12 protein-coding genes are annotated in these 18,755 nt (G+C 66.0%); 5 read left to right on the forward strand and 7 right to left on the reverse strand.

Translation table 11 applies throughout. The annotated features are described in order from the left end of the window. The 3 genes from C7C56_RS20805 to C7C56_RS20815 form a co-directional block, all read right to left on the reverse strand. Positions 1 to 1,129 (reverse strand): HAD-IC family P-type ATPase (locus C7C56_RS20805; RefSeq protein ID WP_146204579.1); only part of this gene is annotated, 1,129 nt, incomplete at its 3' end. Positions 1,130 to 1,324: 195 nt separating this feature from the next. Continuing rightward, entirely contained in the window at positions 1,325 to 1,642 is a 318-nt protein-coding gene (locus tag C7C56_RS20810; protein WP_106759273.1) for a chaperone modulator CbpM, read from the reverse strand. Further along, positions 1,639 to 2,586 carry a DnaJ C-terminal domain-containing protein gene (locus tag C7C56_RS20815; RefSeq protein ID WP_106759288.1) on the reverse strand — a complete coding sequence of 316 codons (948 nt, stop codon included), beginning with the start codon at positions 2,584 to 2,586 and terminating at the stop codon, positions 1,639 to 1,641. The genes C7C56_RS20810 and C7C56_RS20815 overlap by 4 nt, the downstream gene beginning before the upstream one ends. Positions 2,587 to 2,868: 282 nt before the next feature. Here C7C56_RS20815 and C7C56_RS29035 point away from each other — a divergent pair, with 282 nt between their 5' ends. Further along, complete coding sequence (locus C7C56_RS29035; protein ID WP_181373278.1) at positions 2,869 to 3,045, forward strand: hypothetical protein; 177 nt, start codon at positions 2,869 to 2,871, stop codon at positions 3,043 to 3,045. Between the two features lie 62 nt (positions 3,046 to 3,107). After that, the gene (locus tag C7C56_RS20820) at positions 3,108 to 5,543 is read left to right on the forward strand and encodes an ATP-binding protein (protein WP_106759274.1); all 2,436 of its coding nucleotides are present in this window, start codon (positions 3,108 to 3,110) and stop codon (positions 5,541 to 5,543) included. Positions 5,544 to 6,316: 773 nt separating this feature from the next. Here the strand turns inward: C7C56_RS20820 and C7C56_RS20825 are convergent. Both C7C56_RS20825 and C7C56_RS20830 read right to left on the reverse strand, forming a co-directional pair. Beyond that, entirely contained in the window at positions 6,317 to 7,003 is a 687-nt protein-coding gene (locus C7C56_RS20825) for a hypothetical protein (RefSeq protein WP_106759275.1), read from the reverse strand. Continuing rightward, on the reverse strand, positions 7,000 to 7,248 hold the full coding sequence (locus C7C56_RS20830) for a hypothetical protein (protein ID WP_146204580.1): 249 nt from the start codon (positions 7,246 to 7,248) through the stop codon (positions 7,000 to 7,002). The genes C7C56_RS20825 and C7C56_RS20830 overlap by 4 nt, the downstream gene beginning before the upstream one ends. Positions 7,249 to 7,583: 335 nt before the next feature. Here C7C56_RS20830 and C7C56_RS20835 point away from each other — a divergent pair, with 335 nt between their 5' ends. Together C7C56_RS20835 and C7C56_RS20840 are read left to right on the forward strand one after the other, a co-directional pair. Next, a complete protein-coding gene (locus tag C7C56_RS20835) occupies positions 7,584 to 8,822 on the forward strand; it encodes a DUF4861 family protein (protein WP_106759277.1) in 1,239 nt (412 codons plus the stop codon). A 184-nt stretch (positions 8,823 to 9,006) separates the two neighbouring features. Beyond that, positions 9,007 to 10,353: a TolB-like translocation protein gene (locus C7C56_RS20840; RefSeq protein WP_106759278.1), complete on the forward strand. Its 1,347-nt coding sequence runs from the start codon at positions 9,007 to 9,009 to the stop codon at positions 10,351 to 10,353. A 590-nt stretch (positions 10,354 to 10,943) separates the two neighbouring features. Here the strand turns inward: C7C56_RS20840 and sodC are convergent. Both sodC and C7C56_RS20850 read right to left on the reverse strand, forming a co-directional pair. Further along, positions 10,944 to 11,465: a superoxide dismutase family protein gene (gene sodC, locus C7C56_RS20845; RefSeq protein WP_106759279.1), complete on the reverse strand. Its 522-nt coding sequence runs from the start codon at positions 11,463 to 11,465 to the stop codon at positions 10,944 to 10,946. 167 nt (positions 11,466 to 11,632) lie between these two features. Continuing rightward, positions 11,633 to 15,547 (reverse strand): beta-galactosidase, encoded by a 3,915-nt coding sequence (locus C7C56_RS20850; RefSeq protein WP_229458895.1) that lies wholly within the window; start codon positions 15,545 to 15,547, stop codon positions 11,633 to 11,635. A gap of 417 nt (positions 15,548 to 15,964) precedes the next feature. On the opposite strand from C7C56_RS20850, the gene C7C56_RS20855 reads away from it, so the two are divergent. Further along, positions 15,965 to 18,712 (forward strand): exo-rhamnogalacturonan lyase family protein, encoded by a 2,748-nt coding sequence (locus tag C7C56_RS20855; RefSeq protein ID WP_106759280.1) that lies wholly within the window; start codon positions 15,965 to 15,967, stop codon positions 18,710 to 18,712. Positions 18,713 to 18,755: the final 43 nt, after the last annotated feature.

The raw sequence follows: 18,755 nt of genomic DNA on the forward strand, positions 1-18,755 counted from the left end.
GGTGACGCGCGGAGGCAGGCATTTCGCCCCGCGGCGCGTACCCCACGCCGGCGATGTCGATGACGCGCCCACCTGGGAACCACAATGCGCTGACGGTCATTTCGTTGCGCGTGAGCGTGCCGGTCTTGTCGCTGCAAATGACCGTGATCGCCCCCAGTGTCTCAACGGCGGAGAGGCGGCGCATGACCGCCCCGCGTGCGGCCATGCGTAGCATGCCGACCGCGAGCGCGATCGTCATCGCCACCGGCAACCCTTCAGGGATCACCGAAACGACCTGGCTGATCGCCACCATCAGCAACTCGGACAATGGCACGCCGCGCGCCAGGCCGAGCGCCATCACGGCCAGGAACAGCGCGATGGAGGCGCCCACAAGGTAGCGGCCGAATTGGGCGATGCGGTCCTCGAGCGGTGTCCTCGGTTCCTCGGCACCTTCGGTCATGCGCGCGATGCCTCCCACTTCGGTGTGGATGCCGGTGGCGGTGACCAGCGCGCGCGCCCGCCCGGCGCTGATGTAAGTCCCGGAAAAAACCATGTTGTGTCGATCCGCGAGAGCGCACGCTTCCGGCAGGGCCGCGATATTTTTCGACACCGGGACCGATTCGCCAGTGAGCGTGGCCTCGGCCACGCTCAGCGCGGCCGCGTCGATCAGACGGGCGTCGGCGCCGACCGCATCGCCGGCGGCAAGCAACAGTATGTCGCCGGGGACCAGCTGCAGCGCCGCCAGGACCCGCTCGCCGCCATCGCGCAGCACGCGCACGCGCAACGCCGACAACTTGCGCAGCGCGGCCATCGAGCGTTCGGCGCGTCCCTCCTGGTAGGTGCCGATCAGGGCGTTGGCCAGGACCACGTCCAAAATGACGGCGGCGTCGCCCCAATGGCCCGTGGCGGCCGCCAGCGCCGCGGCGACGAACAGGATATAGATCAACGGACTTTGAAACTGACGCAGCAGGAGCGCGAGATGCGAACGCCTGGCGCCCTCCGGCAACGCGTTCGGACCGTGCTCGATCACGCGCCTGGCGGCCTCCTGCGACGACAAGCCCGCCGCCGCGTCGCTGTCGAGGCGCAAGATGGCGGCGTCCACTTCGAGGGCGTGCCAGGGCCGCGCCAGCGTCGGCATCGGCGCGCTCATGGCGTCGCGTGCCGTGGCCGCCGGAACGCGGGCGCGTGAGCCAAATTCGCGGACGAAATTTGCGGCACGGCCGGCGTGAACGGTTCCGGGCGGATCGCCCGTATCGCGGAAACTTCCATTGAAGGATCTACTTTCGTTTCTTGCTTCGACGGCAACAGCGGCGCCATTCGAGGATGTGGCGCCAGGCGCGACGCATCAGGCGGCCGGATGCCGGGACTGCGCGACGAGCAAGGCGCGCTCCAGAGAGTCTATCCGGCGCAGCAAGGCCATCGCCAACGCGAGACCGTTGCGATCGAGCTCAAAATCATCCCTCAGCCTGCGCGCCCGCCTCACCGTGACCACATGCAGGAGGTGGAAGGAACGCGCTGGCGCCGCCGGGGCGGGGTCCATCAGGCCATTTTCGACAAGATCCTCGATCTCCTCGAGCGACAAACCCGACACTTCGACCAGATGCTCGATCGAACAGACGGCGGTCTCGTCCAGGCTCTCCGCCTGCGTCACCTGCAAGGTCATTTTTCCATCTCCTTATGCGGGAAGTGTGGCCGCGCTTGATAGTCGGATGCCGCTTCCAATTGTTGGTAAAGGGCGCGCTCGGCATCGCTCACCGTGGACGGCACCTTGATGACGATGACGGCGTACAGCGCGCCGACGCCGCCATCGGGTGCGCGCAAACCGCGTTTGGGCAGGCGCAATCGCTGCCCCCCGGTGGAGCCCGCCCTGACATTGAGCTCGACCGGGCCATCGAGCGTCGGCACCCGGATGACAGCCCCGAGCACCGCCTCCCACGGCGCCAGCGGAAGATCCATATACAAGTCGCGGCCGTCGACGCGGTACAGGGGGTGGGGCGTCAATGCGAGCGCGACATACAAATCACCCGCCTGGGCGCCATGCATGCCGGGACCGCCCTTGCCTGCCAGGCGCAGCCGCTGACCATCGGTGGCGCCGACCGGCACCACAATGCGAAAAGTGCGGCCGGCCAGGTTCGGCCCTCCCTGGGTGTCGACCCCGGGGAGGTTCGCGCGCACCTCAATTTCACCACCGCCATGGATCTGCTCGAGCGAGACGGCGGCGCTGATCTCGAAATCCTGGCCGCGGGCGGGGGATGGCCGGCGCGCCTCGCCGCTGCGGGCTGAACGACCGAACGCGGCGAACAGGTCGCCAAGGTCGACATCGTCGAAGCCGCCCCCATTCGGATTGGCATCGTTTCGCCATCCCGGTGGCGGAGTGAAATCCGCGCCCGTTGGCGCTTTGCCGAGCTGGTCGTAGGCCAAACGCCTCTCAGGGTCCTTCAACACCGCATACGCCGCGCCGATCTCCTGGAATTTTTCCTTGCCAAGGGCATCCTTGGATATGTCAGGGTGGTACTGGTGAGCCAACTTGCGGTATGCCTGCTTGATCTCGCCGGCGCTCGCCGTGCGCTCGACGCCCATGGTCTGGTAATGGTCCTTGTGTTTCACGTTGCTCCTGAAGATGTGAGGAACCGAAAAATATAACTTGAACAGCTGGCCGATTGCAGACGAGATGCCAGGCGAGGCGAAAAGCACGCCGTGTGGCAAGCCACACAAGTGATTTTCGACGTCGCATGGCGCTCGTATGCAAGATGGGAAATGTTCAAGTTATTTTTGCTCGGTGACTAAGCATGCGTCGCCGGGAAAATGGCTTGAACCGGATTGGACTCCACCCGGTGGGGCGTTGATTGACGGTCTTCAGCTTACGGACGCTGCAATGAGGAAACGTTGATGCACATCAAAATTGCCCTTTTCCCCGCGCAGGCGCAAGAATCCTTGCATGTGATGGGTTCGGCTGTGAAAAAGTTCGAGGAAGCGAACAGTCGCCGCGCGATGCGCGCCAGCGCATCGACCATAGACCGCATCGCGGGGGACGCCGAGGCGCGCGCGGGGCTCCCGTTCCGTTAGGAAATCTTCATCCGCACGAAGCCGCCGGGGCGTGTATAGTGCAACGAAAGACAGGAAGCGACATGCACAGCGTATTACGAGACAACAAGTACGCTGACGCGGCCCTCATCGCGCGCTACGAATCGGCCGGCACGTTCTGTGGACAGCTTGCCATCGCCTTGGGATTGGCGTCCCTGGTCGGTTGGGCCGCCGGCGTCGCCACACTGGTCCCCGGATGGTTGGCGATGCGGCCCGGTGCCGCGCTTTGCCTCGTGTTGGCCGGAACCTCATTGTTCGCCGCCCGAAAATCACGGTCGGATCGGCGCTGGCGTCTCGTCCAGCTTGCGTCGGCAACGATCGTCTCCGCCGTCGGGCTCGCTACGCTTGTGGAATCTGGCCTGGGCCCGCGGTTCGGGACCGGCCAGTTCCTGCGCGCCGGCCCCGCCCTACCCGATCATCCCTTGTTTCACGGCGCGATGGCGGTCGCGACGGCGACAAATTTCATGCTGCTGGGGGCCGCCGTGGCCATCCTCGACACCCGCGCGCGCCGGCTCGCGCAACTGCTGGCATTGCTTGCGATGGGCATCGCGACCTTGGCCTTGCTGGGCCACGCCTACGGCGTCAGCGCGCTCCATGCGCTGCGCTTCTTCTCCACGATGACGCCGCACGCGGCGATTGGCGCCGTGCTCGTCGGCGCGGGCGCTCTGCTGGTCCGCCCCGCCCATGGCGTGGTCGCTGTGCTGGTCAGCGGCACCGTCGGCGGCGTGCTCGCGCGGCGCTTGCTGCCACTCGCGTTTGCCATTCCATTCGTACTTGGCTGGCTGCGGATCGAGGGGGAACGGCGCGCATTCTACGACTCGCGCTTCGGCGTGGCCCTGACATCGTTGGCCTATATGATCCTTTTCAGCCTGTTTGTCTGGCGCACCGCCGAAGCCCTGCGGCGCAGCGATGATCTGCGACTGGACGCGGAGCACACCAAGCAACTCAACCAGGCCCAGATGAGCGGTCTGATCGAATCGGCCATGGACGCGATCGTCATGCTCGACAACGCGCAGCGCATCATCGTTTTCAATCCGGCGGCGGAAAAAATGTTCGGCTGCGCGCGCGCCGACATTCTCGGCAGTCCGCTCAGCAAACTCTTGCCGCAGCGGTTCCACACGGCCCACGACGCCCAGTTGCGCGCCTTCGGGGCCTCAGGGTCGCCCTCGCGCCGCATGGGCGGTTTGGGATCGGTCACGGCAATGCGCGCCGATGGAACGGAATTTCCCGCCGAGGCGTCGATCTCCCAATTCGATCTTGGGCAAGGCATCTGCTACACGGCGATCGTGCGCGACATAACCGAACGCATGCGCATCGAACGCGAGCTCCATGCCAGCGAGCGGCGTGAACGCGATCGCTCACAGGAACTGAGCAACTTGCTCTTTGCGGTTCCCGCCGCGGTGTGCATCGCGCATGACGCGCAGTTGGTCGACGTGACGGGAAACCAATTGTATGATCGCTGGTTCCGCGACTTCGACGCTGGCACGCCCCACCAGCTTGGCGCGAACCCGGATGCCGCGCCGCCCGAAGGCCAGCATCAAGAGAGCGGCGCCATCCGCTCCGGGCAAGCGGCATTGCGACAGGCCGCCTCCGGTGTGGAAGTCCGCGACTATGAATTCCGGCATGCGCATCGCAATGGGACGGTCCGCTATCTCTTTGGAAATGCCATGCCCTTGTGGGACGAGCAGGGCAGCGCATGCGGGGCGATTTCCGCATTCGTCGACGTGACCGAGCTCAAGCTTTCAGAACTCGCGATGTTGTCAGTCACGGCCGGCAGTGTGGCGAAGTCGGACTACATCACCCACATGACACACGAGTTGCGCACCCCGCTGGGCACCATGCTGGGCTATGCCCAATTGCTGGAGGCGGGCACGCCATCACCGACCCAGCTCGTTGCGATAGAGCAAATAATCAAGGCGGGTTGGTATCTGCGCGACCTGATCACCGAGGTGCAGGACTTGGCGACAATTGAAGCCGATTCCGCCGGCTTGGCGTGCGAGTCAGTCTCCATCGACGCCCTGCTCGACGATCTGCGCGCCATGATTGAGCCGCTCCTGTCCAAATCGGGCCTATGCGTCACACTCGTTGGCACGACCGGCTTGGACATCCGCGCCAATCCGGTGCGGATCAAACAAGTGATGCTGAATCTTCTGTCGAACGCGATCAAATATAACCGCCTCGGCGGGAGCATCGATGTGTCGCGGGTGATGGACGGACAGGCGCAGGTGCGCATCGGAGTGCGCGACACCGGGCATGGGTTGACCCAGGAGGAATTGGCGAGCTTGTTTCAACCGTTCAACAGGCTCGGGCAGGAACGGGGCAAGGAGGTCGGCACCGGCGTCGGCCTGGTCGTGACAAAAAAACTTGTCGAGTCGATGGGGGGAACAATCGGCGCCGAGAGCGAGGTCGGATCCGGGTCTTTGTTCTGGTTTAACATGCCCGTTGCGGCAGAATCGGCGCGACCGGTCGCAAGCGCGTAGTGCGCAAGGCTTGCGGCGACCAGCCCGGCGTTCGCAGACGGGCTTTTTCGGGTTTGCTCGACAGCGTATTCAATGCCGGCCCGGGACCTTGCATCACATCAGATTCGAGGGCGTCTGCGCCACGTCGCCATGCGATTGCCATGTCCACTGCACCCGATTGACTTTTGCGGAAATTTTGGCGCCACCAGGTTGGGACGGAGTCGCTGTGCACACCGCATCCAAGAGGATCGGCCGGCTGGCGGGGCTCGCTGCGTTTGTGGCCCACATATTGCCAGACCTTTTAAAGATATGGCAAAGAACAGAAATTGCGTTATTCATAATATGGTCCTCGATTGAAGGGATGTCGGTTGCGTCAAGCAGCGGCACGTCCTTGCACGCACCCGGCAACACCGGGCCCTGCATGGCCGCGCCGAATAGCTTGCTTGGATGACCGTCATTGAGTTTCGATGGGAGCGGGACAGGCAATCTGTGCGGTAACACACGCAGTCGGGGCGACTCGATGCGATACATCTAACCAAGTCTTGGGTTTTTGATCTGGATCAAAAAATGAAGGACACGCGCGACCTAGCGAAGGTAGGCGGCGGCGCGTCGATGCGATCAGGACGGGCAAAAGGCCGGCGATCCACGACACCAAAACCTATTGCAACGGGATCAAGATCATGCCGTCGATGCTGGTGCCGTTGCCGGTGGTTGCGTCGAACTGGTGGGAGGTGCCGATCGGCAGCGGCTGTCGCAGCGCGGAGCAGTTGAAATTGACCGCGGCCGGCCATTGTTCATTTGGCGCGCACGTCCGCGAACGGGTCGAAAAAATATTTTTGATAGTCGAAATCGATTTTTTCCAACAATGGGTTGTCGAGCCTGAACACGCGCCGGTTGCCCAAGTCGACGAAGTCCAGGCTTTTTCTATAATTGGCGTTCCACGCTTTCTTCAGCGAGCCGTCGTCATAGGCGATCAAAATCCCTTCGTGGATGCGCTGCAAGCTCTTCTTGTTGGCTTTATTGGTAAAGAAAAATCTCGGCATCGGGTAGTGAATGACTAGCGTGCGGTCGTAGGTCAAGCCCCTCACATGTTTGTGGCTCTCCCATTCGTCGAGCATCTCGTTTGCGCCACGGCAGAACAGGTCGAAACGACTTGCCGCGACCATCTCGAACAGGCTTTCGTAGTTCTCAACGGCTATCACGTTGAATCCATTCTCGCCCAGGATCCGGATATCCGACCATGATGCGCCCTGGCCATGGCTGAATTTTTTCAGATTTTCGATCGTGCGGGTGTTTTCCAGCTTTTCGGTCATTGCCGCGCCCGCGAAACAAACACGGTAGCCGACGATGCCCAAGTCCACTGGAAACCGCACATAGTCCATGCCCATGTTGTCCGTAAAGCGGTCCTCGTAACTCGTTTTAATGAAGAAATTGGGCAGTATGTTATTGGCGATATGCTCGAACGTCCGTTTGTAATTCATCTTCGGGCGCACCGCAGCGTGTACGGGCCATACTTTTTGACTGTCTTTTCCAGCGCCAGTACCAACACCTCATTGTCATACCTAAAGCGGGTATCGGTATCGCTCTCGGCGGTGCGCAACGTGAAAACAGTCGCCTCATGCGCAAACGCGGGCGCGCCCACCATCGCCGTGCCGGGGCAAGCACCGGCCACGACAAGCCGGCAATACAATCGAAGTGCCTCCATCACAGCCCCGTCTATTTCCACGCTATTTCCACATTATGTGTCGGCTCCGGGCGCCCGCCCTTCCCCAGGAATCTTTACCGTGCGATTCGGCAATATTACCCCATATCGAGGTCCGCGCAAGCGCCCGGCGCGTGCGCGATGTCTTGACGTCCATGGTGGAACGCTCAATGGGCTGATTGATTGGCATGGCAGGCGGCGCCGAGGTTGACACGGTCCAACCAAAACTGAATACTCAACTGGAAAACCGATCAACAGAACGCCGGCTACGACCGGCCGCCGCAGCCTGGTTTCTTCCTTGGTGACGGCATGACGCCGTCGCCGAAGGCATCCGTTCAACCTTGATAGCGCATTCCGACATGACACCACCATTCTCCCTTTCCGCGCTCGCCGCGGGCGCGTTCGCCGCCGCCTTCACCACCAGCGCGGGCGCCGCCGAGCGCCTCACCGTCACCGCCAGCCACACGCTCGACATCGCCCGTCCCGCCGAAACCATCGCCATCCCCTGGGCCCGCGTGAACGAGGCGCTGCCGCACGCGCTGAACCAACAACTGGTCATCAAGGACGCCGCCGGGCGCGTGCTGCCATACCAGGTCACCAACCTGTCGCCGCTGGCCAAGGATCCCAAGTTTGTCGGCGCGGCCTACGGCGAACTGCTGTTCCAGCACGACTTCGCGCCGGGCCAGAAGCGCGCCGTCTTCACGATCGAGAAGGCCGGCGCCAGCGTGGCGCCCTTCCCGGCCAAGACCTATGCGCGCTTCGTGCAGGAGCGCCTCGACGACTTCGCCTGGGAAAACGACAAGCTGGCCCACCGCGCATACGGCCCGGCGCTCGGCGCCCCGGCCCCGGCTGGCGGCGACAAGGAAGTGCTGCAAACGAGCGGCATGGACATCTGGTTCAAGCGCGTGCCCTACCCGATCGTCGACCGCTGGTACAACATCGGCCACGACCACTACCATGTCGACCAGGGCGAGGGCATCGACATGTACAACGTCGGCACCACGCGCGGCGCGGGCGGCACCGGCATCTGGGACGGCAAAGCGCTCGCCGTCGGCACCAACTACAAGCAATGGAAGATCGTGACCAACGGCCCGGTGCGCACAGTCTTCGAGCTGAGCTACGATGCCTGGGACGCCTCCGGGGTCAAGGTGTCGGAGCTCAAGCGCTTCACCGTCGACGCCGGCCGCTATTTCGACCGCATCGACAGCACCTTCAGTTTCTCCGGCCCGGCCAAACTCACCGCTGCCGTGGGACTGCACAAGCGACCGAGCGACAAGGGCCAGGAGGTCAAGGTCGACTTCACCGAGAACCGTGCCGACGGCACCCTGGTGCAGTGGGTCACCCAAAGCAGCCTGGGCGATTTCGGCGTGGCCGTGATCGTTCCGCAGGAGGGCGCGGTGAACTTTGCCGCCGACGAGCGCAATGCGCTGGTGACGGCGCCGGTCGCCGCAGGCCGGGCGCTGAGCTACCACGTCGGCGCGGCCTGGACCCGCGGCAGCCCGTTCGCCACCCAGCGCGACTGGCAAAAGCACGTGGCCGAGGAAGCGGCGCGCCTGCGCGCACCGGTCAGCATCAGCCTGTCCGCCGCCGCACGCTGAAGCCGCCGCTGGAAGGTTCGCCCGTCTGCGCGGCGCCCGGGACGCGGCGTTGGGGATTCATCGCGATGAATCGCCAACGCCGCAACCGGATGCGGCCTTCGCCAAAGGATCGGCAACATGATCAGTTCCCGGCGACATATGCGGCGACAATGATTAAAACAACTCATTCATTCGGAGACACACCATGCGCATCCATCTCACCGCCCTGCTCTGCCTGTGCGCGACCCTCACGCTCAGTCTCGACGCCTCGGCCCAGATCGGGAAACGCTTCCCTTCCGAACGCAAGGTGGTCAAGGACCCGGTCACCGGGACCATGCTCACTTTCCTGACCAGCAAACCGCACGGCGATTCGAAGATCTATCCGACCCACCCGCAGTGGAGCTCGGACGGCAAGTGGGTCGTGTTCCGCTCGCGCATGGCCGGGGACGAGGCAATGGCGGTGAACGAGCAGACCGGCGACATCGTGCAGGTCACCGAAGGCGGCTACACCGGCATGCTCAACCTGGCGCGCAAGTCGATGAAGCTGTATTTCATGCGCCGCGCCGACGCCGGCCTGCAGGTCGTCGAGGCCGATCTTGGCCGCGTGCTGTCCGACAGCGCCAAGGGCAAGATGCTTTCCGCCGCCAGTTACCAGCGGGTGGCCGCCACCCTTCCCGCCTCGCTGCAGGCCGGCGGCGACCTCGCCCTCGACGCAGACGAGGAATGGGTCTACTTCAAGGTCGGCCAGGAGGAGGCGGCGCGGCACATGGCTCCCGGCGCTAAGGTCGAGCCGGCCTTCGGCCCGCGCAAAATGGGCGCAGGCCCCAACGGGATCGCGCGCCTGAACGTGCGCACCGGCGAGGTGCGGCACGTGGTGTCGGTGCCGTTCCAGATCGGCCACATCCAGGCCAACCTGTGGAACCCGGGCGAGCTCGTGTTCTGCTGGGAGACCGGCGGCAAGTCGCCGCAGCGCACTTGGACCGTGCTCGCCGACGGCAGCGGATTGCGTCCGTTGTATCCCGAGGCGTCGTACGAGTGGGTGACCCACGAAGCGGTCATTTCTAAGGACGAGGTGGCGATGGCCATCATGGGCCACCGCGCGATTCCCGGGGCCGCCTCCTCGGTTGCCGGCCCCGCGACCGGCGTCGGCGGCGCCAACCCCGGCCAGGACGACGGCTGGGGCCTGACCGGCACCCGCGAAAAGCCGACCGGCCTGGCGATCGTCAACCTGCGCACACGCCAGATGCGAATCGCCGGGCAGACCGAATCCGGCAGCGGCCTGTGGCACGTGCACGGTTCGAGCGACGGCCGCTTTGCGGTCGGGGACGATTTCAGCCGCAGTGTGTACCTGATCGACCGCAGCAACAGCGAAATGATGATGCTCACGACTGGCCACAAGACCACCGCCGCCGACCACCCGCACCCAACCTTCAGCGCGGACGGCACCCGCATCCAGATCCAGTCGGCCATGCTGTCGGAAGACGGCCGCTCGCTCAACATCGTCGTGGTGCCGGTGCCGGAGGCGTGGCTCAAACGGCCATCGCGGCCGTAACCCGGGGACCGCAGTCCTAAGGCCGCGCCGCCAAACGGCGTCGGTTTGGGATGGCGGAACCGTTGTTAAGCGGGCCCACGTGGAGAGCAGTCATGTCGATTCCATTCACGCGCCCGACGATGAACAAGATCCGGGTCAGCGGTTATTTCCGCGAGGGGGCGTGACGGGGATGTCCGCAAGCGCGATGGAAGGTAAGAGCGAGAGGTCTGCCAGCAGGATGAATCGTTTTTGTCCATCCTGGTTTAGCCGGGCCGTAGACGTCTGCTGGAGGGTTCTGTTGCCGCAAGCACTACTATCTCGGCCTTTGAACAGATTGAGCCTCAAGCGCGGATAAGCGCTAGCCCTCCTGGTGAAACTTGGCGGCCTCAATCGCTCGAAGGGCGTTTGCGCGGTCGCCGGCGGCGAGTTTGCAAACCCTTGCGTGTGAAACGCCACCACTTTGCTGCCGACAATCACACAATACATGCCCCCCAACATTTGCTGACCTTGAGCGACGCCGGTCCATTCAATCCTTGCCGCTGGTATCCCCCCGAGGGACTGTCGAGTGGGGCTGCCGCGATCTGCGGTCAGCCGTCCGCCCGCCAATAGCGTCAGCCACCGATGACCCCGCACGCAACGCGCGCACCGCCACCGCCAAGAGGCATCGGGTGGTCCGCGTGGTTGTCACCTCCCGCGTGGATCATCAACGCGCGATTGCGGACATCTGCCAGTTTCAACCGCGGCGCATGCACCGGGTTTGCGGCCGTTCCGTCAGCGCCCACGTACAGCGGCGGCAAGTCTCCCAGGTGGCCGTCACCCCAAGGCTCGCCATGCTGTTTCGTCCCTTTGGGATCCAAATGGCCGCCGGCGGCCAATGCCGGAACCAAGGCCCCGTCCTTTTTGGCGGGAGCACACGATGGCTTCTCGTGAACGTGGAAGCCGTGCAGTCCCGGGGGAAGCCCCTTCAGCGCGGGGTAGAACGCGAGGCCGTGAGGCGTCTCAACGATCCGAACGACTCCCACGGCGGCACCAACTCCTTCTTTCTCGGCCATGTTCAGGGGAACCGTTATTTCGGCGCTAAAAGCAGCGGCGCTGGCAAACAGACACGCGGCAGCAAACACGGTAGTTTTCATATGATTGATCCTTGAAATAAGACGGAGTTGACGAGTGAGGCAAGCGCATGAAAGGGCCTTCCCTGTCAATCGAAAGGGGAATCCATTCACAAGCTTTGCACTTTACCAGCAATCGACAACACCGCCCACCCGTTCCGTTGGCCGGCCGCCTGGGATCGCCCGGCGCCCTACCGCATCTCCAGATCGACCCCGCCGCGCACCGCGCGCAGCTTGACCAGTTTGACCGGCTCGAGCGCGTTGGCCGCCTTGCCGTCGCTCGTCACCGCCAGCGCGACCGTGTTCTCGCCGTTCGGGTTCAAGATACCCGGCGGGATCACGAAGGTGCGTTGCGGGCCGATGTGGGCGATGAATTGCCCCATGTTCCAGCCGTTCACGAAGATCAGCACCCGGTTCTCGCGCTCGGAGCGCGCTTTGCTGGTGTCTCCGAAAGACAGGGCGAGCTGGATGTCGTGCCCGCGCGGCAGGTCCAGCTTGAAGCGCGTGCGCAGCCAGAAGGTGCCGGGCGCCGGCGGCGCGTCGGTGATGCCGGCCGGCTTCCAGCCCCGGTCCGCCTGCGCCGCGTCGGCCACGGGCGACGGCAAATGCCATCCCTCGCGCTCGCCATACAGTCCGCCGTTGTTGATCGGGCCGCGCACGCGGTCGACCAGGTCCTCGCCGCCCTGGCGGCCCTGGATGCGCCATGCGATAGGCACGGCGAAACGCTGGCCGCCGCGCTGCGTGAGCGAGGCCGAGATCAGGCCGCGCGCCTCGCGGTGGAAGTCGTCGGCCATCAAGTTCCAGTTGTGCGAGTTGTTGCGCACCATGACGGCGATGACGTGTTCGCCGGGGGCCAGGTCGCCGAGCTGCAGCTTGATGCTGTCGGTCGTCTCCGGGAAGGAGCGTCCCACGTCGAGCTCGTGCTGGCCAGCGAAACGCCCGTCGATCCAGACCTGGATCATGCCCGCGCCGCCGGCGCCGTAGAACAGTTCGAGCGCACTGGCCTTGCCCCCGGTGGCGGTGAAGCGCCCCCGGTACCACACGTCGCCGTGGTGGAAACCGTAGTCGCTCATCGACAGCGTCGGCTGGCCGCGCTCCGGCATGGTCCAGGTCTGCGCGGCCGAGCGGCGGCGGTCGGCTTTGGCCCAGCCGCTGTCGTCGAAGCCGGGCGCGGCCTCGGGGCTGTCCATGCGCCGCTTCCAGGCCAGACGGCCGAACTCGGGCAGGCCCACAGCCTCGGGCCCCTTGACCGGGCCGGCGCGCGTGCTGCCGTCGGGCTGCCGCGTGAGGGCCAGCGGCTGGCCGTTGAAGCTGGCCGCCTCGAACGCCGGGCCCCATATCTCGATGTCGCCGTCCTCGCCGGCGTCGCCGCGCAGGGCCAGTTTGCCGGCGTCGATCGCGGCCGATCGCACCAGCGCCGCGGTCAGCTGCAGCGCCCTGCCGGCGCCGGTCTCCTGGGTCCAGAAGCGCATGCTGGTTTTTTCGTCGGCCAGCAGCAGCAGCATTGGCGCGCGGCCGCCGCCCGAGATGCGCGCCCGTGCCAGCCCGTCGTGCACGTAGTTCAGGACCAGGTCCCCTTTGTCCGCGTCCCAGCGCGACTTGACCCGCCCCGCCAACACCTCGACGGTGGGCGCGCCGGCGTAGCGCAGCACGGTCTCGCCCTCGACCAGGTCACGCCCGTGCAAAAGGACGATGTCGCGTTCCCCGTCGCGCAGGTGGGTCTGCAGCTCCGAGGTCGAATACACCAGGCGCTGGCGCTCCATGTCGTAGGATGCCAGCAGCATGTGCGCATCCTGGCCGCGCAGGCGCGAGGCGATCGTGTACTGGCCGTCGCGCGTGGCCAGTTGCACGCTGAAGCGCTCCTCGCCCTTGCCGTCGCCCGGATTGTGGGCCGCCAACAGCACGTGGGTGCCGAGCCGCCGGTTGACGTTGTGGTAGATCTTGACCTTGCCGGAGGCAGGCGCCAGCTCCGGGCCCTTGTCCATCTCGGCGAGCACCTGTTCGGCCGCTTGCACGAACATCCCCTGCTGCTTGAGCGCATAGGCCTTGGGACGCAGCCCGCGGTCTTCCGAGATGGCGGCGCCGTAGTCGTACGAGGTGTACACGACCGGCCCGCCCAGCCAGCCCCACGAGGTGCCGCCGAAGGTCATGTAGACGTTGTGGATCGTGATCCGGTTGATCAGGTTGGTGCCGTAGAAGACCCGCTGGTAGCCCTTGCCCTGGCGCTCGGCGGTGCAGTTGTAGGTGCCGTTCGAGCCCCAGTAGTCGAACCAGCCGCCGCCCACCTCGGCCACGAATCCCGGCGTGCCGGGCGAGGACAGCGCCCCGGCCTTGGGCCCGGCGCTGCCATACATGCCCCAGTCCGGGGCCTTGTTCGCGCCCGACGGATTGGCATGCACGTCGCAGCTGCCGCCGGGGTAGCCGTCGAACGCATACAGGTCGGTCGGCCCGGGATTGGCCCACGGCGCGGTCGAGCCTTTCGGCGTCCAGTCCGGCAGCCGTCCGGCCGAGTTGTGGAAGAACGGCACGCTGATGCCGTCGGCGCGCGCCTTGCGCGCCAGGTGCTCCATCTGGCGCACGTGCTTTGGTTCGACCTTGCCCAGTTCGTTCTCGAGCTGGTAGGCGATCACGTTGCCGCCGCCATCGGTGATCTGGTGGCGGGCGATGATCGCGTTCACCTGCGTCATCCACTCGTCGACCGCTGCAAGATAGACCGGGTCGTCGGTGCGCGCCTCGGCGCTGTTGCGGAACATCCAGCCGGGATAGCCGCCGCCGCTCAGTTCCGAATTGATGTACGGGCCGGTGCGCGCGATCACGTACATGCCCTCCTCCTTGGCCATCTGCAGCGCGCGCTCGACGTTGCGCACGCCCGAAAAATCGTACACGCCCGGCGCCGGCGAATGGTAGCCCCAGTCGAAATAGAAGGCCACGCCGTTGAAGCCGAGCGCCTTCATCTTCTGGATCACGTCGCGCCAGAGCGCGGGATTGGGCAGCCGGAACGGATGGATCTCGCCCGACCAGACCACCACCCGCTTGCCGTCGACCTTGAGCGAATACCGGTCCCAGGCGACCGCTTGCGGGCGGCCCTTGGGCGCGGTGGCGGCGGCCAGCGCCGCCGGTTCGACCGCCATCGCCCCGAAGCCCGATGCCATGGCCGCCGTGCCGCTCAGGCGACGTTTCGCGCTCCAGCTGCGCCCGCCGTCGCGGCTGTCCGCGTACCACGCGCGCTCGCCGCCCGCGGCGCCGGTCCCGCTGGCGCTCTGGCTGGCATACAAGCGCAAGGCGCCACCGCCGAGATCGAGCAGCGAGCGCGGCATGGCGCCCTCGCCCATGCCTTTCAAATCGGCCTGGGCGTCGATGCGCCACGGTCCCGACAGCGATGGCGCGCGCGCCAGCACCAGGCGGTTGCCGTTTTCCTGGCGCGCCACCGCCACATAGTCGCCATCGGTTGCGAGGACGACCGTGTCGGCATAGCCGCCATCGAGTCCGGGCATCGGGGCCGCGCCGGGCCAGCGCGCCAGCTCCGCGTCCGGCGTGACGACGTACGCACCGTGCCCGCCGCCGGAGCCGGGAACGGGCAATGTCACAACCAGCTTGTGGCGGCCGTAGCGGTCGCGCAGCCATTGCGGCGACCGCGCCGGGCCGGTGCCGGCCGCCAGGCGCACGTCGCGCACGAACTCCCAGCGGCGCAGGTCGGCCGAGCGTGCCAGGCCGACACCGCCGCCGGGCAAGCCGTTGGCGTAGGCCAGGTAGTAGCTGCCGTCGGCGTGGCGCATGAGCGAGGGATCGGTGAGCGTGCCCGATGGCGGCGACCAGACCTCGGAAGCGAGCGAGATGAAGTCGGCGCCGTCGCGCGAGAGCAGCATGCTCAGTTGGCCGGCGGCGCCCGCGGTGAGCGCCGGCATCAGCACGGTGCGCACGGTCGTCGGGGCGGCCTGGGTGCCGGTGGCCGCGGCATGCACCCCGGAGCCCTGGGGAATGCCCAGCTCCTGTGCTTGCGCGACGCCCGCCAGGCTGGCTGCCGCGCCAAGCGCGCAGGCGAGGATGCGCCGGGCGTGAGCCTTGGGGGAAGGGAGGGTGCTGCTGATAAGGCGGTGCCACATCATGCGTAATTCCTTTGAGCCGGGTCGCAGACGAGGTCCTCGGCCCATTGGGTAAATACAGGGGCGCCGTCGGCCCGCGTGAATCGCGGCGGCGGACGGCGTCCATCCATTGTTCCGCATACGCAAGCGGCTGTGGGCGCTCCCGTCCAATCACTCAACATCGTGAGCGTTCGCCGCGCGCGCGTTGACACCCGCGCTGAATAAGACGGTAATGGCGCTGTGCGCCCGCGTCCGGATTTTGGGCGGGCGCGGCGATCGCACACCTTTTCCCGGCAGGCGCCATTGGACGAGTTTAATGCCCAAAAATAACATATGCTAATGTATTAGCTCCGAGTCGGCCTTTGGGCGCAGCAAGAAATCCGAAGCGTCGGGAGCCCGGTCAACTGGCCCACGCTGTCGTCAACTCTATTCGAAAGACATATGGAAGCTCCCATCTACTCACGCCGCACGTTTCTGCAATCGGCGGTCGCGACCTCCCTGCTCGCACAGTTCCCCGCTATCGCGCACGGCGCGACCGCCAACGCGGCGCCCGGCGCCGCGCCGGCTGCGAAACTGACCGCGCTGCGCTGGCTCGATCGAAAGCCGGCGCGCTTCGAAGGGGCGACCTTCGGCGTGCCATGGCCGCGCGGACAGGTGCGGCTGCCAGCCGGCAAGCAACTCCAGTTCAAGCTGGCCGGGGCCGAAGCCGCCCTGCCCGTTCAATCCTGGCCGATGGCCTATTGGCCCGATGGCTCGGTGAAATGGACCGCGCACGCCGTCGCGGGCGGCGCGCCGGCCACCGACTGGCGGTTGGAGAATGGCGCGCCGCCGGACGGCAAGATGTCGGTGCGCCGGACGGCGGCGCAGGTGGAGGTATCGGCGGGCGAGCTGGTCTGGACCGTGCCCACGAGCGGGCAATACCTGGTCGCCAAGGCCGTGCGCTCCGGCCGCGTCGTCATGCAGGAGCTCAAGCTGGTCGCGCTGCGCCAGGATGGCGCCGACAGGGAGACCGAAGGCGGCGTGACGCGCCAGGCCTTCTTCAGCAAGATCACCAAGGTCACGGTCGAACAGCGCGGGCCCGTGCGCGCCGTGCTCAAGCTCGATGGCGTGCATGCCGCGCAGGGGCGCGAATGGCTGCCGTTCTCGGTGCGCCTGTATTTCTACGCCGGTTCCGAGAGCGTGCGCGTGGTCCATTCCTTCATCTACGACGGCGACCCGGCCAAGGACTTCATCGGCGGCCTTGGCGTGAGCGCCAGGGTGCCGATGCGCGAGGCCACGCACGACCGCCATGTCCGCTTCTCGGGCGAGGACATGGGCGTGTGGGGCGAGGCGGTGCGGCCCATCACCGGCTTGCGCCGCGATCCGGGGCAGGCGTTCAGGGACGCCCAGGTGGCCGGCAAGGCGCTGCCGCCGCTGGCGGGCATGGCGCAAACGGTGCGCGACGGCCTGAAATGGATACCTGAGTGGGGCGACTTCTCGCTCGCGCACATGAGCGCCGACGGATTCACGATCAAGAAGCGCACGCAGTCGGGCGAGGCATGGATCGACTCCAACGGCGGCACTCGGACCAAGGGTTTGGTGTACGCGGGCGGCGCCTCCGGCGGCGTGGCGCTGGGCTTGAAGGACTTCTGGCAGCGCGCGCCCGTGCGCCTCGACGTGCGCGGGGCGGCCGGCGAACTTGCCGAAATCACCGCCTGGCTCTGGTCGCCATCGGCGCCCGCGATGGATATGCGCTCCTACCGCGCGGCCGGCGAGATGGACACCCACGAGGAGCAGATCGAGGGATTGAACATCACCTACGAGGACTACGAGGCGGGCTGGGACTCGGCCCAAGGCGTGGCGCGCACCTCCGAGCTGCAGCTGTGGGTGCTGGCCGCCACGCCATCGCACCAAGATTTTTCCCACATGGCCGAGCAGGTCGCCAATCCGGCCCGGCTGACGCTGTCGCCGCAGCGCATCCACCAGTGCGGCGTGTTCGGCGACTGGGACCCGGTCGACACGGCCAGCCCGGCGCGCAGGCTGCTCGAAGAGCGGCTGGCGCTGCAGCTGGACCAGTACCTCAGGGAGGTCGAGCAGCACCGCTGGTACGGCTTCTGGCACTACGGCGACGTGATGCACGCCTACGACAACGACCGCCACATGTGGCGCTACGACATCGGCGGCTACGCCTGGGACAACTCGGAACTGTCGACCGACCTGTGGCTGTGGTACAGCTATCTGCGCACGGGACGGGCCGACATTTTCAAGCTGGCCGAGGCCATGACGCGCCACACCGGCGAGGTCGACGTGTACCACCTGGGCCGGTTCAAAGGCTTCGGCACGCGCCACGGCGTGCAGCACTGGTCCGATTCGTCCAAGCAGCCGCGCGTGTCGAACGCGGCCTACCGCCGCATCTTTTTCTACCTCACGGCCGACGAGCGGGCCGGAGACCTGATGCGCGAACTGCTCGAGTCGGATGCCGACCTGCACCAGGTCGACATCTCGCGCAAGCTCAAGCCGGACCCGGCCCGCCAGGGCGCGCAGCCCGGCTTGGTCGGGGCGTCGTTCGGCACCGTCTGGGGCTCGCTGGTCGCCGCCTGGCTGACCGAGTGGGAACGCACCGGCGAGGTGCGCTGGCGCGACAAGGTCGTCAACGGCATGCAGAGCATCGCCGCGCTGCGGCAGGGGTGGTTCGCCTCGAGCGCGCCGTACGACCACAGGACCGGCAAGTTCTCCGGGCCCGGCGACCAAGCCAAGTTCTCCAACCTCAATGGCGTCTTCGGCGTCGTGGAGATGAATTCTGAACTACTCACGCTGGTCGACGTGCCGGCCTACCGCAAGACGTGGCTGCAGTACTGCCGCACCTACAACGCGCCCGCAGGCGATCTGGTCGCGCTGTTCGGCAAAAATTTGGGCGGGCGCGCCATGAGCGAGACCAATTCGCGGATGACGGCCTATGCCGCCCACCACGAACGCGACGGCGCGCTGGCGCTGCGCGCCTGGCGCGAGTTTTTCGACTCCGACACACTGCGGGGCACGCGCGGGGCGCCGCGTCGGGTCGACGGCGCGCACACGATCCGCCCCCTCGCTGAGCAGCGCTCGATCAGCAGCAACCATTCGGCGCAATGGGGGCTGGCGGCGATCCAGAACATGGCGCTTGCAGGCGACAGCTTGGACGAGGCGGCCAAGGCCGCCGGCCTGGTCCCATAACCCGGTCGATGGTGCCGATGGTGCCGGGATCGCCGGATCGCCG

It is taken from the genome of Massilia glaciei, assembly GCF_003011895.2.
Taxonomy (GTDB): domain Bacteria; phylum Pseudomonadota; class Gammaproteobacteria; order Burkholderiales; family Burkholderiaceae_D; genus Telluria_A; species Telluria_A glaciei.

Excerpts from the sequence above, each read along its gene's own strand:
- C7C56_RS20855 (WP_106759280.1), top strand. The coding sequence starts at position 15,965 with ATGGAAGCTCCCATCTACTCACGCCGCACGTTTCTGCAATCGGCGGTC.
- C7C56_RS20840 (WP_106759278.1), top strand. The coding sequence starts at position 9,007 with ATGCGCATCCATCTCACCGCCCTGCTCTGCCTGTGCGCGACCCTCACG.
- C7C56_RS29035 (WP_181373278.1), top strand. The coding sequence starts at position 2,869 with ATGCACATCAAAATTGCCCTTTTCCCCGCGCAGGCGCAAGAATCCTTG.
- sodC (WP_106759279.1), bottom strand. The coding sequence starts at position 11,465 with ATGAAAACTACCGTGTTTGCTGCCGCGTGTCTGTTTGCCAGCGCCGCT.
- C7C56_RS20820 (WP_106759274.1), top strand. The coding sequence starts at position 3,108 with ATGCACAGCGTATTACGAGACAACAAGTACGCTGACGCGGCCCTCATC.
- C7C56_RS20835 (WP_106759277.1), top strand. The coding sequence starts at position 7,584 with ATGACACCACCATTCTCCCTTTCCGCGCTCGCCGCGGGCGCGTTCGCC.
- C7C56_RS20810 (WP_106759273.1), bottom strand. The coding sequence starts at position 1,642 with ATGACCTTGCAGGTGACGCAGGCGGAGAGCCTGGACGAGACCGCCGTC.
- C7C56_RS20850 (WP_229458895.1), bottom strand. The coding sequence starts at position 15,547 with ATGATGTGGCACCGCCTTATCAGCAGCACCCTCCCTTCCCCCAAGGCT.
- C7C56_RS20825 (WP_106759275.1), bottom strand. The coding sequence starts at position 7,003 with ATGAATTACAAACGGACGTTCGAGCATATCGCCAATAACATACTGCCC.